The 16,671-nt window shown below is 45.0% G+C and carries 11 protein-coding genes; 9 read left to right on the top strand and 2 right to left on the bottom strand.

What is annotated here, in order from left to right; translation table 11 throughout:
* Positions 1-23: 23 nt before the first annotated feature.
* Genes LROSL1_RS12225 through LROSL1_RS12205 form a run of 5 tightly spaced genes read left to right on the top strand, consistent with a single transcriptional unit; the run spans position 24 to position 5,284 of the window.
* On the top strand, positions 24-1,172 hold the full coding sequence (locus LROSL1_RS12225; RefSeq protein WP_178914768.1) for an N-acetyldiaminopimelate deacetylase: 1,149 nt from the start codon (positions 24-26) through the stop codon (positions 1,170-1,172).
* 53 nt (positions 1,173-1,225) lie between these two features.
* Positions 1,226-2,140 carry a 4-hydroxy-tetrahydrodipicolinate synthase gene (gene dapA, locus LROSL1_RS12220; RefSeq protein ID WP_178914767.1) on the top strand — a complete coding sequence of 305 codons (915 nt, stop codon included), beginning with the start codon at positions 1,226-1,228 and terminating at the stop codon, positions 2,138-2,140.
* Positions 2,141-2,143: 3 nt separating this feature from the next.
* The gene (dapB, locus tag LROSL1_RS12215) at positions 2,144-2,935 is read left to right on the top strand and encodes a 4-hydroxy-tetrahydrodipicolinate reductase (protein WP_178914766.1); all 792 of its coding nucleotides are present in this window, start codon (positions 2,144-2,146) and stop codon (positions 2,933-2,935) included.
* 39 nt (positions 2,936-2,974) lie between these two features.
* Entirely contained in the window at positions 2,975-4,174 is a 1,200-nt protein-coding gene (locus LROSL1_RS12210) for an aminotransferase class I/II-fold pyridoxal phosphate-dependent enzyme (RefSeq protein WP_178914765.1), read from the top strand.
* Positions 4,175-4,216: 42 nt separating this feature from the next.
* Positions 4,217-5,284, top strand: coding sequence for an aspartate-semialdehyde dehydrogenase (locus tag LROSL1_RS12205; RefSeq protein WP_178914764.1), 1,068 nt, complete (start codon positions 4,217-4,219; stop codon positions 5,282-5,284).
* A 291-nt stretch (positions 5,285-5,575) separates the two neighbouring features.
* Here LROSL1_RS12205 and LROSL1_RS12200 read toward each other — a convergent pair whose 3' ends face one another.
* Entirely contained in the window at positions 5,576-7,063 is a 1,488-nt protein-coding gene (locus tag LROSL1_RS12200; RefSeq protein WP_178914763.1) for a DUF4097 family beta strand repeat-containing protein, read from the bottom strand.
* Complete coding sequence (locus tag LROSL1_RS12195) at positions 7,050-7,406, bottom strand: PadR family transcriptional regulator (RefSeq protein WP_026017039.1); 357 nt, start codon at positions 7,404-7,406, stop codon at positions 7,050-7,052. The genes LROSL1_RS12200 and LROSL1_RS12195 overlap by 14 nt, the downstream gene beginning before the upstream one ends.
* Positions 7,407-7,745: 339 nt before the next feature.
* On the opposite strand from LROSL1_RS12195, the gene LROSL1_RS12190 reads away from it, so the two are divergent.
* The 4 genes from LROSL1_RS12190 (at position 7,746) to addA (ending at position 16,614) form a co-directional block, all read left to right on the top strand.
* Entirely contained in the window at positions 7,746-8,303 is a 558-nt protein-coding gene (locus tag LROSL1_RS12190) for a helix-turn-helix domain-containing protein (protein ID WP_225440531.1), read from the top strand.
* 24 nt (positions 8,304-8,327) lie between these two features.
* Positions 8,328-8,534: a DUF3923 family protein gene (locus LROSL1_RS12185; protein WP_178914762.1), complete on the top strand. Its 207-nt coding sequence runs from the start codon at positions 8,328-8,330 to the stop codon at positions 8,532-8,534.
* Positions 8,535-9,173: 639 nt separating this feature from the next.
* Positions 9,174-12,782: a PD-(D/E)XK nuclease family protein gene (locus LROSL1_RS12180; protein WP_178914761.1), complete on the top strand. Its 3,609-nt coding sequence runs from the start codon at positions 9,174-9,176 to the stop codon at positions 12,780-12,782.
* Complete coding sequence (addA, locus tag LROSL1_RS12175) at positions 12,769-16,614, top strand: helicase-exonuclease AddAB subunit AddA (protein ID WP_178914760.1); 3,846 nt, start codon at positions 12,769-12,771, stop codon at positions 16,612-16,614. Before LROSL1_RS12180 ends, addA begins: the two co-directional genes overlap by 14 nt.
* Positions 16,615-16,671 lie beyond the last annotated feature (57 nt).

Below are 16,671 nucleotides of genomic sequence, written 5' to 3'. Positions count from 1 at the left end.
GACTGAAAGAAAGCTGGTACTGCATGTCTGAAACGTTAGATTTAATTCATATTCGCCGTCACTTGCACCAAATTCCAGAGTTGGCACTGCACGAAACTCAAACAGCCGCATATTTACGGCAAGTCATCGAAATAATGCCTCAGCAATGGTTGACCATTCATCACATAACAAGTCTGCCAACTGCTTTGATGGTTAAAGTTCAAGGAAGTAAGCCGCAACGGTGTATTGGGTACCGCACTGATATTGATGCCTTGCCAGTTACAGAGGCGACAGGATTGCCATATGCCTCGACAAATCCCGGCAAGATGCATGCTTGTGGCCATGATATTCACATGACGGTGGCCCTAGGGGTGCTCAATTACTTTGCTAATCATCAGCCCAAAGATGACTTATTATTTTTCTTTCAACCGGCTGAAGAAAACGACAACGGTGGCAAGTTGGCCGTTGAAGCTGGCGCCTTTACTGGCGAATGGCGACCTGATGAGTTTTATGGCTTGCATGTCAATCCGGAGCTATCTGCAGGCGTGATTGGATGCCGCAATGGCACACTATTTGCCGGCACGACTGAAATTAACGTGGATTTTGTTGGCAAAGGCGGGCACGCGGCTTATCCGCACTTGGCTAACGACATGGTAGTGGCTTGCGCCAGTTTTATCATGCAAGCGCAGACCGTCGTCTCTAGAAGCGTTGACCCAATTGAAGGGGGCGTGGTGACGTTTGGCAAACTGAATGCTGGTAGTATTCGCAACGTCATTGCTGGCCGTGCCAGGTTAGAAGGAACCATTCGCGGACTAACGCAAGCGATGATTGAACACATTGACCAGCGGCTACAGGCAATCGCCAATGGCATCGCTACGAGTTTCGAGTGCGAAGTCAATGTTGAACTGAATCAGGGCGGTTACTTGCCGGTAGAAAACGACCCACGGCTGACAGTACCATTTATTCAATTTATGAAAAATGCGCCAGACGTGGACTTTATTGAAACGGCGCCGGCCATGACTGGCGAGGACTTCGGATATATGCTGCATCAATTTCCTGGCACGATGTTTTGGTTAGGCGTAGATGGTCACGCGCCGTTGCACTCTGCCAAAATGACGCCGGACGAGTCCGCTATTAACAAGGGTGTCACCGCCATTACTGAATTTTTGGAGGAACGGATGACAAGAAAGTGATGCTCGGATTCGGTTGAATCCGGATGGCTCTCATTGACAAGGAGGAATTTAAAATGTTTGAACAAAATGATTTATTAACAGCGATTATCACACCGTTTACCGAAGATGATCATATTGATTTCGACGCATTAACGCGATTAACAAATATGCTCATTGAAACTGGTTCACGCGGTTTTGTCATTGGTGGGACGACAGGTGAGACGCCGACGCTAACGCACGAAGAAAAGATTGAACTTTATACCCGTTTTGCACAGATTGTGGCTGGTCGAGGTGTCGTTATCGCTGGGACAGGCAGTAATAATACAGCTGCGACGATTGCCTTTAATCGGGAAGTAGATGCGATTGACGGGATTGATGCAACGTTGGTCGTTGTCCCTTATTACAACAAACCTAATCAACGGGGAATGGTTGCCCACTTTACGGCGGTTGCTCAAGCCGCTACTAAACCGATCGTCATTTACAACATTCCTGGCCGAACTGGTGTCAACATGACTAACGAAGCGATTCTCCAACTTGCACAAGTGCCGAACATCAGCGGTGTAAAACAGTGTGGTAGCGATGCAGATTTGGCGGCGTTAATTAATGATGCGCCAACAGATTTTGCTGTATACAGTGGTGAAGATGCCCAAGCGTTATTAGTGAAGGCACTGGGTGGGACTGGCGTCATTTCCGTTGCCAGTCACATATATGGTCCAGCGATGCGACAGGAATATGACGCACTAGAACAAGGCAATGTTGCACGTGCTGGCCATATTCAACGTGACTTGATGCCAAAGATGGCTGCGTTATTCATGTATCCATCACCATCACCAGTCAAGGCCGTTTTAAATGCGCAGGGACTACCAGTTGGTAACCCACGTTTGCCAATCGTTCCTCTGAATGACACTGAGCAAACCATTTTGGCACAACGCTTAGGCGTTCACCAACTAAGCGATATTCCGTTGGCAGAAAACACGGAGGCGGTATAGAAAATGAGTGAGTCAAAGATTCGTGTTATTGTCGCTGGCTTTCGTGGCAGTATGGGGACTGCTAGCTGCCAGGCAATTTTAAACGATGATCGGTTTGAATTAACTGGCGTGTTTGATCCTCATGCCGCACTGACAGACGGGAATGACACACAACATTTGCCAAGCCAAGTTGTCGTTGCCACTACGGAAAACGAGTTGCCTGAGGCAGATGTTTGGTTAGACTTTACAACCCCAACTGTGGTTGAACACAACGTTGAAGTAGCCTTGCAACACGGGTTAGTCCCATTGGTTGGCACGAGTGGCTTAACGACAGCACAAATAAAATCATTGCAGGCGTTAGCTGCCTCGGCTCATCTAGGTGGGTTGATCGTTCCAAACTTTGGATTGTCGGCGGTGTTACTAACTCAGTTTGCTAAACAGGCGGCTAAATACTTTCCAAACGCGGAGATTATTGAAATGCACCATGCTGATAAACGGGATGCACCATCCGGTACGGCCGTTGCCACAGCTCATGCAATCGCTGCCGGTCGGCAACAGCAGCCAGATCCCGATCATACTGAAAGCAGCGTGGATGGTGTGCGCGGTGGGATTGTCGATAACGTTCCGATTCATGCAGTCCGGTTGCCTGGTTATCTAGCACATGAACAAGTGTTGTTTGGCGGAACGGGCGAAGCGCTGACGATTCGGCAGGACACGTATGATTGTGAGTCATTTATGGTCGGCGTCAAGTTAGCATTGAGTAAAGTAACAACATTAACGGAATTAAAGGTTGGTTTGGAACAGGTTTTAGATTAGCGTCATACCGCGAATTGATGCGGTCAAAGGAGAATGCATATGCCAGAATTAGAAGCTCAGTTAACGGGGATGACACGGTCCGTGTTTGACCAAATTGTGCCATCAGCAATTCGTCAGTTTGATAATCAAATAAAGGATATTCCTGGCATTCTGAAATTAACGCTTGGTGAACCAGATTTTAACGCGCCAGATCATGTTAAGCAGGCGACCATCGATGCAATCAATCAGAATCGCTCTCATTACGCACCAGCTGCTGGGTTACCGGAGCTACGAGAAGCGATTAGTACATACTTAACTAAATTGAATCAGGTCACTTACGATCCCCAAACGGAAATATTGGTGACAGTGGGGGCCACAGAGGCGATTGCGGCGGCGATGGGCACCGTTTTGGGAGCGGGCGACGAGGTGATTATTCCAACACCAATTTTTCCGTTGTACATTACGACTGCCCAGATCGATGGCGCTACACCAGTGTTAGTTGATACCTCAGTAGATGACTATGTATTGACACCGGCTCGGCTAACGGCTACATTGGCTGCCCATCCGCGTGCAAAGATGCTGGTTTTGAATTATCCAACCAATCCAACTGGTGTCACTTACACCGACTCGCAGTTGCAAGCATTGGCCGCAGTGATTCGTAAACATAAGTTGCTCGTGTTGGCTGATGAAATCTATTGTGAATTAGCCTACGACCAGCCTCATGTATCTATTTCCACATTATTACCAGAGCGGACAATCGTGATTAATGGCGTTTCCAAGACGTTCGCCATGACAGGTTACCGGGTTGGCTACCTAGCGGCCCCGGCGGCCCTTACTCAGCAGATTGCCAAACTACATGGCGCTTTGGTAACCGCTGCACCGACACCAATGATGGCGGCGGCCACTGATGCTTTGCTGCATGGGTCGGCAGACACGGCGGACATGAAGGCACAGTATCACGAACGTCGTGATTTTCTGGTACAAGCGCTCAATCAACTTGGATTTACAACGGCTCAACCAAACGGTGCTTTTTATGTGTTCGCTAAAATACCGGCAGATGAGGAACAAGATGACCGCGCTTTTGCGCTCAAGGTTGCCCAACAGGCAAAAGTTGCTGTTGTCCCAGGTAGTTGTTTCGGCCCTGGCGGTGAAGGCCACGTTCGTTTGTCATACGCCGCCGATATGGACAAACTTCAGGAAGCCGTAAAACGACTGGCAGCTTATCGTGCCAACAAATTATCGGTTGATGTTTCGGCTTAACTAAATGATCGAGTGGAGTGAAACTTGAAAGGAAGCAATTTAATGCAATCATTTAATGTCGCAATTCTTGGTGTTACTGGTGCAGTTGGCACACGGATGTTACAACAATTGGAAAAGTCTGATATCGTGGTCGATCGATTGGTGCTGTTGGCGTCAGCACGTTCAGCTGGTCAAACACGCATCTTTCGTGGCCAATCTTATACGATTGAAGAAGCCACAACAGACTCGTTTAAAGGTATCGATATCGTCTTGTCGTCAGCTGGCGGTTCAGTTTCCAAAGCATTGCTACCAGCAGCGGTGAAAGCAGGGGCCGTTTGTGTCGATAACACCAGTGCCTTTCGGATGGAGCCAGATGTACCATTGGTCGTGCCTGAAGTGAATCCAGAAATGTTGAGTCAGCATCATGGTATTGTTGCCAATCCAAACTGCAGTACTATTCAAATGGTTGTTGCGTTGGCACCGATTGATCGTCAGTATAAGTTACATCAAGTCCTAGTTTCGACTTATCAAGCGGCGTCTGGTGCTGGTCAACGGGCAATGAACGAGTTATTCGATGAGGCCCAACAACGTCATGAAGGCGAAGAAGAGACGGCTGCCATCTTACCCGTCAAGGGTGCTGAACAGCACTATCCATTGGCGTTTAACTTGTTGCCACAGATTGATGTGTTTGAGGAAGATGGTTTCACGCATGAAGAGTGGAAAATGATTCACGAAACTAAGAAAATTTTGCGTGGCGACATGAACGACACGGAACTCAAGGTGTCTGCAACTTGTGTCCGCGTACCCGTACCAATTGGCCATGGCGAAAGTGTTTATTTTGAAACGCATCAAACACCAGCTGTATCAGATATGCAGGATCTACTGGCTCATTCAAAGGGTGTTGTACTGCAGGATGACCCGGCGCATCAAATTTATCCGCAACCGATTAACGCTGCTGGTCATGGCGAAACGTTTGTCGGCCGGATGCGAGCAGACCGGGAAAATACGGGCGCTTATCACATGTGGGTCGTTGCCGATAACCTACTTAAAGGGGCGGCATTGAATGCGGTTCAAATCGCACAGGAACTGATCAAACGTGATTTAGTGCGTGTTCCTGAAGTAACTAAATAAAGTGCAAAAAACATCGAAACTGGGACATAACGCCTCAACTCAATTTCTAATGAAACGTCAACAGGCAATTTTTCTTCAACCGCAAAGGGTCATGCGGATGAAAAATTGCCGCAAACGCGGGACATAACACTGACTTTTGCTCATCTAACACGAATAAGGCATTCATGGGAAAAACACCCATGAATGCCTTATTCGCGTTACCTGAGAAAGCCAAAACGTGTTATGTCCCGCTCTCGATGTTTTAGGTTATTTTGATTGGATGACATCGAAACAATTAACCAGTTAATAATACTAAGAAACGTGGATCGAACTGGACTTTGTTGCTGCGGTGACATAGAAATGTGGGTCGTTACCAACTGCACCATCTTTGAAGTTAGTCGTATTGTGATCGTAGATAGCATTATCGGGACCGGTGATAGAACCACTTTTGGCGTCCAAGTCAAAGTTATACTCGATACCCTTAGCGAATTCTAGTTTGATTGAACTGGAGTGTGCCGTGGTATCAAGATTGCCAGTGAGATCGCTGAAACTTAGGTTAATTGAACCTGAATTGGCGTTGAAAGCACCGGCACCAATCAAGTCAGTGCCGCGGACAGAACCTGAGTGTGAGTCCACATCGAACTTAGCAACCGTAGTGTCAGCCAAACGAATTGAACCGCTATGAGCACGAGCACGTAATAGTCCCGCAACAGTGGTTTGCTTGATGCGAACGGAACCAGAGGATGCGTTGACATCCAAATCCTTAAAGTGAGCACCATTAATGCGAATTGAACCGCTGTTTGCTTCTAAACGAACCTGGTTTAGAGCGCCGGTATGGCTGAAATTAACGCTACCTGAGGCACTGCTAACCAGTAAATCACCTGCAAAGGATGCTGGAATGAGTAGTTGAACACGAACCCGCAGTGGTAACAGGTGAGGCCGTGATCCATTATGAATTGACAGGGTACCATTCTCCAACTTAGTTTGTGCGAGATAGCTGTCATTAGCACGGTTCATGTATTCCCGGAAGATGATGTGCTCATCATCGGGATTGCTTAAAATTCGGACGCTACTGTCAGCATACTTAAAGTCGATTCGCTGAACTTGATCAGCAGAAAATTGTTGTTCGTTGGCAAGTGCTAAACTGTCCACGTAGATTTCGGTATCGACCGGTTCTTGTTCATTAAATTGCTGGTCGAAGTTTGAAAATGTGTCGTCATTGGCATGGGGATCGAACTTGTCGTTATGTGATTGCTGCTTCTTTTCCGTAAACGAACCGGCAACTGTTTTGCCGCCGTCCGTGTGAATGCCACGATTGTCGATTACAAGATTACCCATCCGAATACCGTCGTTTGTGACAGTAAACGTACCGTTATTGATGTTGATGCCATCGCTATCAATATTTACCGCTTTACCACCGTTAACTTTAATACCGTTATCATCGATGCTGAGCACTTTACCACCATCAATGATCACCTTGCCATCGGCAATATCGATGTGATGACCATGACTATAGGCATGCTCATGTGACGTTTGTTTAGCATCGTCGGAATGAGTATCTTGATCAGTGGCATTTTTTTCGGCGTTAATTTCATCCACTAAGTCGTCGAGATTGCCTAATCCTTCAAAGGCTCTGTTGACGGCGTCCGTGATGGTGGCGCCTTTTTTTTCATTGTCATGAGCGGCCTCACTCAGATCAGCGGCCAACTCCTCACGTAATTCATGCATTTCTTCCGTGTCAGGATAAGCCTTAAACGTTTCATCCAAACGCCGGTTAACCATCGTATCAATTGTGTCCATTGTCATCAATCCTCCCAGTAATCAGGTCATCAATAATCTTTTTGGCAAACGCCCAGTCTGCGACATTTTTGGTGAGTAGACGGGTGCCTTGTTCAGTTAATTTGTAATATTTTCGGCGGCCACCCTGAGTCTCGTCGCCCCAGTAGCTTTCGATATCACCATTGCGTTCCATGCGGCGAAATGCAGTGTATAAAGTGGCTTCGTTTAATTCATATGCATCGTGGCTCAGTTCACGGACGGCCTTAGCAATTTCATAACCGTAACTGTCGCCCTGGCTAAGAATATTAAGAATGATGGTCGTCGTGTGCCCCCGAATAATGTCTTTAGAAATTTCGGGTTTCATGAATGCACCTCCAGTAGTTGTTTGTTTGATTGAGTATAATTTATCACCAATTACTATGTGTGTCAAAGTATTGTTTAAAGTTTTCTGTTCAAGTTTCAAATGCAGCCATCTAGTTAATGCGCTTGCTGTTGACAGTTCTGTCGCTGAGATAGTGGACAATTTCTTTGAAATACCAGATACTCGTAGATTAAAAAATTGGTACAAGTCTATTCACATCAATGCTAATGTATAACTTAGCAATTACGATTTTATGTTGGTTTACAAACACTGTGTTAATGCGGATGCAAGCGTTCCTTGCTCGTCAATGCAGCAAGCTACTGGTACTTTTTAGGAGTGAAGATGATGCAAACAAAAGGTGAAATTCTCTCGGCCAATTTAAAGAGGGCACGTAATCAATTACGGCTCACACAGTCTGAGGCTGCTAAACAACTAAATGTTTCACGTCAGGCTATTTCTAACTGGGAGACAGGGCGCAATCTGCCAGATGTTTTATTGCTGCAACAAGCGGCAGTCGTCTATCAAACGTCTGTTGACGCATTGATGAATGTTTCCGCAGTGACAACGATATCGGCTAAGTTCTCAAAAGTCTTGATCGTAATCGCAGAAACTATCTTGGTAACTAGTCGGATGACACAGCTATCCACAATTGCTGGTCTAAGAATGATGGATGGGTTGATTGTGATTGTGGCAATGTTGTTATTTATATTCAAGATTAGAAGAACGCGACTTGTTTCTGCAACGATACTGATAGGTGTGCTAAACCTTATTGCCGCGCGGCAGTCGCAGATCGACTTAAATTTTGGCATGCGATTTGCTTGTTTTGCAGCAGGCATTTTGCTGCTGTTACAAGCTGTTATTAGTTTGACTAGGAGGATCACCGAGAACCATCATTTTTAACATTGATGTTCGGGGTGGTTAGCGATGAAACGATTGTGGTGGTTGGTGACTATTATCTGGAACTTTCTGTTTGGATGCGCAGTGGCAGTCGTCATGACACGTACGGTGGATGGGGCAGGTGTGACACAAACGCCTGCGTTGCGAATTATTTCACTGGTAATCTTAGGGATAGTTGTTATTTTCGTTTGTGCCTGTCAATTGATTTGGTGGCTAATTATGCGCCGGCATTGAGCCCTTAATTTAAACCAGCACAAAAAGCCGCCCATCAGTTAAGATGGACGGTTTCTCTGTCATCCGGTCATCGCAAACATCTCATGACGCTGTTGCCAAGTTGATCCTTGCTCACGGATTACTGCCGGTCACACACCGGCTGTTTAATTGTGCGACCCCGCGGGAGTCACGTATATTGGTGGCGGATTCTAGGTTGCCGCCTGCCTGTTATCAGCTGATGAACAACTTCATCCAACTGACCCTGTGGTTCTTAGGAAGGAATCTTTCTAAGGCCAACGCTTTTTTTCGTGGTCATGATTCACTCACTGGCCATTCGTCTAAGCATCTAATTGTAATGGGATGTTCGCTCCCTGGACGATGTTTATCAGAACAATACCATTTCACGGTGAAGTGACTTCATGATGTCTAACACCAACCATTCGGACGCGTAGTCCAAACTGTGTTTTAAACTCATTAAAGGCCAACTTCCTTCCTCACTTAGAAGTATAGCAAACGTTTAATGAAAGCGCTACCATTAATTACTATTTTTGATATTAAAATTTAAATCGAACAAATGTTTGTCCATCTATTTCACCGAGAATCAGATTCGGGTAAAATGGACACAACAAGTTAGTTCCGCAGAAGAAAGGGGCAAAAAACGTGTCATTAAACTTTATTTTGGGTCAGGCCAAATTTGATCATCGTCAGGAAATGATTGAGCAAATGCGTGTCTCCATGGCTGAACATCCAAAAGATCAATACTTCGTTTTGGTGCCTAACCACATTAAGTTCAATGCTGAGGTTGGCGTTTTAAATGCGCTGAAAGAAGCCACGGATAAGACAAGACAGTCACTTTATGCGAATGGCCAAATTCAAGTATTTTCGTTCACTCGATTAGCTTGGTATTTTATGAAAAACACGCCGACTTATCAACTACCACGCTTATCAAACGCTGGGTTAAGTATGCTAATTTATCACATTATTGCGCAACACCAGACTGAATTAACCGTTTTTGCCGGTGAACTTAACCAAACCGGTTTTATTAATCAGTTGGTTCGCCAATTTTCTGAGTTAAAGGTCGGTCAGGTTAGCGCGGCGGATTTGCAACATATTGCTGGTTCTTTGGAAACTAGTGAACAGGCAGATTTAGGCGGCAAACTACATGACTTGGCGATTGTATACGAGGCATATACAGAGACCTTAAGCGGTAATTATGTCGATAATGCTGACCTAGTGAACCAGTTAACTGATTTTTTGGCGCAAGGCAATGAACTTAAACACGCCCATATTTATTTAGACGGATACGCCACTTTTTCTGCACAAGAACAACAATTAGTCACCGTAATGATGAAACAGGCTGCTTCGGTCACCGTTTCGCTGGTTATGCAGCACGCCCCGAAACAAACGCCTGAATTGGGTGACCTATTTTATGAACCGTCATTAACGTATTTGAAACTAGTTCAGTTAGCTCGTGAAAATCAGGTTCAGATTCAGCTAGATACGACTGCTAAGAAATTGCGGGTAAGCACTGAATTAGCTAAGTTAGACGACTATTGGGTCGCCAGTGTTCCCGCTAAACGCCTGCCGGTTGATCAACTCTCGGCACAAACGAATTTACGTGTGTTCACTGCTGAAACACGTTTGGACGAACTCAACCAAGTTGCCCGCCAAATTCGAACGATGGTTGCCCAACAGCCTGAACGGTATCATTATCGTGACTTTTTAGTGTTGAGCCGACATTTAGCACCGTATGAAAACTTTGTTGGTCCAGTGTTTGATCAGATGGAAATTCCTTATTTCGATGATTCAGACAAACCGATGGACAAGCATCCACTGATTGAATTAATCAGTGCTCTATTTGACGTACGTGCCCATTATTACCGTTATCAAGATGTGATGCGGTTGTTAAAAACGGAGCTGTTAATTCCCCGTACATCGGGGCAGGCAATGTCAGTCAAAGATTTTCGACAAGCGTTGTCGCTAACGGAAAATTGGGTATTGAAAACCGGTATTGAGGGCTCTCGTTGGGTTGAAAAAGAAGATTGGACGTATTGGCGTTTACAACATGTCGATGATGAGACCCTAACGGAAGCAGACGTTGAGGTTCAACGTCAAATAAACGTTATTCACCATTTCATTGGGACCGTCTTGCCGCCATTTTTCAAACAATTAGATAAGGCCACTAATGGCACCGAGGCAGCCAAAATTTTGTATCAGTTTTTAGCTGATAATGGGGTGATCGACTGCCTGAATTCCTGGCGGGTAACGGCTACTGACACCGGAGATTTAGATCGCGCAAGCCGCAATGAGCAGGCATGGAATACATTTACCGGCATTTTGGACGAGTATGTAAGTCTGTTAGGAGAGACTGCTGATTTTGATATCGATGAATTTGCTGCGTTGCTGTTGAATGGATTCGAAGGCACCAATTATACGCAAATTCCGGCAACCTTAGACCAGGTGACAATTTCAGAAACGGGAATTGTCCAACTAAATGATTATCAGGTTGTTTTCTTAATCGGGGCCACTGATGATGTTATGCCAGATCAGGTTGCTGAAAGCAGTATTTTAACCGATGGTGATCGAGATCGATTAGCCCCTAAACTCGCAGATAATCAATTTTTAACGTTAAGCGCGGGTACACGAATGACGTTTGATCCATATATTAACTACATGGGATTTCTGACAGGCTGCCAGCAGCTGATCTTATCTTATCCGCAAGGGGGGACTGACGAGAACGGTCTTCAACCATCACGCTACGTCACGAGCATTGTGAACCACTTTCAGTTGCCTGTTGTTACTTACACCGCCACTCCAAATGTGGCAACGCAACAAGCTAGTGCACTGCAACCGTTTATTGGGTCGCCACGATTCGCACTGACTAATTTGATTAAGGTCAGTTATCAAGCCAAAGAGACCCAATTGCCGTTGCCAAAGCCATGGGTGTTCGTGTACCGCTGGTTGAGATTGTCCTCCGTTAAGACGTTAACGGATCAATTACTAGCGGGAATAGACTACCGAAATACGCCACAACCACTACGGCCCGATATTGTACAAGGACTTTATGGTGATCAGTTAAATACTTCCATTTCACAGCTTGAGACATTCTATAGAAATCAGTATGAGTACTTTCTTAAGTTTGGGCTACGTTTAAATGAACGAGATGAATTCGAATTATCTGCCGCTAGCACTGGAGAGTACTTTCATATGGCGCTGGATCAGCTGATGAAATTAGTGGTCAGTCGGCAACTAGATTTAAGTCAGCTGAGTGAATCTGCCATCAATGATCTCGTAAGTGAAGTGATGCCAATGGTCAATGACCAACCGCAGTTTGCCATTTTAAACAGTTCTCACCGAATGGGATATATTCGCAATCAGTTAATTGAAACCATCAAACGGATGGCGACGATTATCGGGCAACAACAGCAAATTACGCCGATGCGAACATTAGCTACGGAAGTATTGTTCGGCCATGTTGGGGCGGATTCTGGAATGCCGGCTCTGTCATTCAAACTGCATGGGGATCGCCACATTAACGTACGTGGGAAAATAGACCGGGTTGATGGGATGAATGTTGGCAGTAAAGAATACTTGAGTGTTGTGGATTATAAATCTGGACGACGTACATTTGATTTTGAACAAGCCTATTATGGGTTATCAATGCAGATGTTGACGTACCTTGACGCCCTTCGCCAAGATGCCGATTCAGTGAGCCCCAGTCAGTTAAACTCGTTAGCAGGAGCTTTATACTTACACATTCAAAGTGCAGGTATTTCGCTAAATAAACTGGGTAAGGGTAAGCGTTTGGACCTAAATGACTTGGCATCTATCAGTGATGCCTTGCTGTCAGCTCACAAATACCAGGGTGTGCTAGTTGCTGATCCTGTAATTCTGACGAATTTAGATCAGGACATTGCAGATGGTGGTCACTCAAAGGTTTATCCACTGGCTCTAAAAAAAGATAAAACATTGTCCGCGACGGCTAAGACGGTCATTACTGCTGAACAACTGAATGATTTATTGTCATACGAGGAACAACTCATTGTTAACGCAGGCAATCAGATTTTCGCCGGATCGGATAAGCTCAATCCATTCCAAAATGCGCGCAAACAGACGGGGTTGCAGTATTCACCATACACCGCGGTTATGCGATTTGACGCAATGCTACCCGAAAACCGCTATCACGTGTTGGATAAGTTAACACCAGCAGATGTCCTTCATCGGATTGATCCAAAGCAACAGGAGGCTGATAAAGATGGCAACAACTAAGTTAAATTTCACACCGGCTCAGGACGCCGCCATCCATCATGCCGGCCACAATGTTTTAGTTTCAGCTTCGGCTGGTTCTGGGAAAACGCGGGTATTGGTCGAACGTGTGATTACCAAATTGTTGGATGAGAGTAATGATACAGATATTACCAATTTACTAGTGGTGACGTTTACTAATGCAGCAGCTAAAGAAATGCGTGACCGTATTCAAACCACATTAAGGCGTGAAATAAATAAAACTGACGGCGAGGATGCCGACAGTAACAAACGTCGCCGTCAGTTGTTGCATCAGTTAAATCTTCTTGGCAGCGCCGATATTAGCACCCTAGACGCATTTTGTTTGCGACTGGTTCAGAAATACTATTATGTCATTAAACTTGATCCGGTTTTTCGTCAGCTGGCCGATGAAACGGAAGCCCAGTTACTAAAAGAAGATGTTTGGGGCGATTTGCGTGAAACCTTATACGCAAACGATAATAATGGTCGATTCGCTGAGTTAACCCGCAATTTTTCTAACGATCGTGATGATGAGGGATTACAGGACCTAGTCTTTAGACTCGCCACGTTTGCCACTGCTAAAGCTAAGCCAGATGCGTGGCTGGAGAGTTTAGTCAATCAGTACAAATTATCAGATGGTAGTCTTTGGGGAAGTGATTTAGCGCAGCAATATATTCAGCCAAGTGTGGTCAGCGCAATTCAACAGTGTTTGGCAGATATCCAAACGGCTAATAACATTGTTGCCGGTTTCTCAAGTGATGACTATATTGCCAAGTGGCAGAAGGTTTTAGCTCCCTTAACCGATCGGTTTACAAAGTTGCAAGATGAATTAACGGCGACAAAATGGGATTCATTGCGAGATGAATTGGCTAGTGTTGACACTGGTCGGGCACCTGGATTGAGAAAATTAGAAGCCGATGATCAACGCGTTCATGATCAGTTAAAAACGTTACGGGGCGGTTTAAAAAAACGTCTAGAGCAGCTTATTGATCGCTATTTTGTTTTAAACGAAGCTGACATTAAAGAAGTTAACCAGCATGCAAGCGAATTAGTTGCGCAACTTGCCGAGGTGGTCAAGCAGTTTATGTCTGCCTTTGCGGCTGCAAAACGGCAACGACACTTGGTTGATTTTGGCGACCTAGAACATTTTGCATATCAAATTTTGCAAGACGACAGTGTTCATCTAGAAATTACGAAAAAGTATCATGAAGTACTCGTTGATGAATACCAAGATATCAATGAGCTGCAAGAATCGATTTTGCAATCAGTGGCTAACCAGACGACTGGTCATGGAAACATGTTCATGGTGGGCGATATGAAGCAGTCAATTTATCGCTTTCGTTTGGCTGATCCAACGTTATTTTTGAAAAAATATAATACATTTGATACTCATGATCAATTGGCCCAAAAGCCGAACAGCGATGGTGAACGGATTATTCTGGCTGATAATTTTCGTTCGATGAAGAACGTTGATGCTTTTACAAATTTGATTTTTTCACAGTTAATGGATGAATCCCTTGGCGAAATGAATTATGCCGGGGATGCTGAATTGCAATATGGACCAAAGGATTATCCGGAGAAGGATGTTCCAAAAACGCAGGTTATGATTTACGAGAGCGGCACTGACGATGATTCTACGGACAGCGCCGATGACGAAGAGGATGTCACTGATGCTTTGGCCATTAATGATCGCGCAGAAGGTCAAATCGTGATGGTAGCGGCTAAAATTCGTGATATGGTAGTCGAAAAGACACAAATTTTTGATCGCCAGCAAGGCACCAATCGGGACATGACGTATGGTGATGTCGCATTACTGGTCCCAACTCGTAACAACAACCTGTTACTTCAAGAGCAATTTGCTAAGCTGGGGGTTCCTTTAGAAGTCCGCGATACAGCGAATTATTTTCAAACAACTGAAATTCAAATTATGATGGCACTTTTACGAATTATTGATAACCCTTACCAGGACATTCCGTTAGCAGCTGTTTTGCGTTCTCCGATTGTCGGTTTAAATGAAAATGAATTAGCCTACCTACGCATTCAAAATAAAACAGGTGATTACTACCAAGCTCTGCTGAATTTTGAACAACGTGTCCAATCAGAACCTGATAAGATTGGTGATTTCGGTCAGCGTGTCCACGAACGTTTGCACCGCTTTTTAAAGCAGTTAGATCACTTTAGAGATATTGCTCGTCAGAACCAGTTGGTAACATTAATCTGGACCATCTATCAAGATACTGGCTTCCTTGACTATGTGGCTGGAATGCCAGGTGGACAACAACGGGCAAGTAACTTACACGCGCTATACGCACGGGCAGCTGATTACGAAAACAGCAGCTTTAAGGGTGTTTTCCAGTTTGTTCACTTCATTACGGAAATGCAAAAACGCGATAAGGATTTGGCTGAGGTTAGTACGGCAAGCAATGACAACGCAGTTTCAGTAATGACAATCCATGGTAGCAAGGGGTTAGAGTTTCCAGTGGTATTTGTCATGGACGCGTCCCACGGCTTCAATCTATCGGACCAGCGGAGTGCGGTGGTGTTGGACGACCATCTTGGCATTGGAATCACGTGGTACGATCAAAGTTGTCATTTGAAGATAGATACACTGCAGAAAAAATTGGTTGCCAGCGAGTCACTCAAAAAGACTTTATCTGAGGAAATGCGGGTGCTATACGTTGCTCTAACACGGGCACAACAACGTTTGTTCGTGGTTGGCACATATAAAGATCAGGATGACCTATTAAAGCATTGGCAAAAATCCGCTAACAATGCGGCCTTAACATTAAACACGACATTAAGATCGGAAACTAAGAACTTCATGGATTGGATTGGGATGGCCCTTTTACGTTTGCCGTCAGTGGCCAAACAATTAGGAGTGGATGATTTTGTGATTCCGTTGTCGTCTGAGGTTGTGAACGAAACGCGAGCGGACAGCTTTGAACTTGTCTTAAAAACGAAGGCTGATTTAGAGGCTGCCGGCATTTTACAAGTCGCGGATGACGAACAACAAACCTACTTAGATGAATTACGTGAAACGGCCAAACAAACCAAGTTTGGCGACCTTAACGTTGATGCGTTAGAGCAGGTATTGTCTTTTAGTTATGCAAACGAAGCCGCAACGAAAACGACTGCTTACCAATCTGTCTCAGAATTGAAGCGATTGTTCGAGGAACCCGATCAGAATCAGTTCGGTACTTTGGAATTAGACGATCAAGCCAAGGCGCGGTCACGGGTCACTAACAACGAATTGAGAACACCACAGTTTATGCAAACGGTCGCGGCACCGAAACCTACTGAGATTGGAACGGCGACCCACCTAGTTCTGCAGGAAGTAGACATAAGCGCTGGTCAACCAAGTCCCGAAGACTTGCAGAATCTTGTTAATCAATTGGTTAAAGATCATGTGTTGACTGATGCGGTGGCTTTGAAAATCAACTTGTCGCAGATTGAAAGCTTCTTTCACAGTGATTTAGGCAAGCAAGTGATTGAACATTCGAATGAGGTTCATCGTGAAGCGGCCTTTTCTTTGCTAATACCTGCTTATCAGTTATATCAGGGTATTCATCAGCCAGAAGATGAGACGAAGGCAGAGCAAGTGCTCATTCACGGAATTATCGATGGTTATTATATCAAGGATGACGAGGTCACGTTATTTGATTACAAGACTGATTATATTGATCCTGCGCATCAGGATGAGGGGCTCAAAAAGTTAGTTGAGCGTTACCGAGGTCAACTGAACCTTTACGCCGCTGCGCTGACAAACATGACTGGATTACCTGTAACGCACAAAATTCTTTACGCGTTAGATGACAGTCGACCGATTGAAATATAAATAAAAAACTGATTTTCTTGATGACTTACACGTTAACTCGCGTGAGCACAGAAGAAA

This window comes from Furfurilactobacillus rossiae (assembly GCF_013394005.1).
GTDB lineage: Bacteria > Bacillota > Bacilli > Lactobacillales > Lactobacillaceae > Furfurilactobacillus > Furfurilactobacillus rossiae.
Note: the sequence above shows the minus strand (reverse complement) of the source record. Positions and strands in the feature narration are given on the sequence as shown.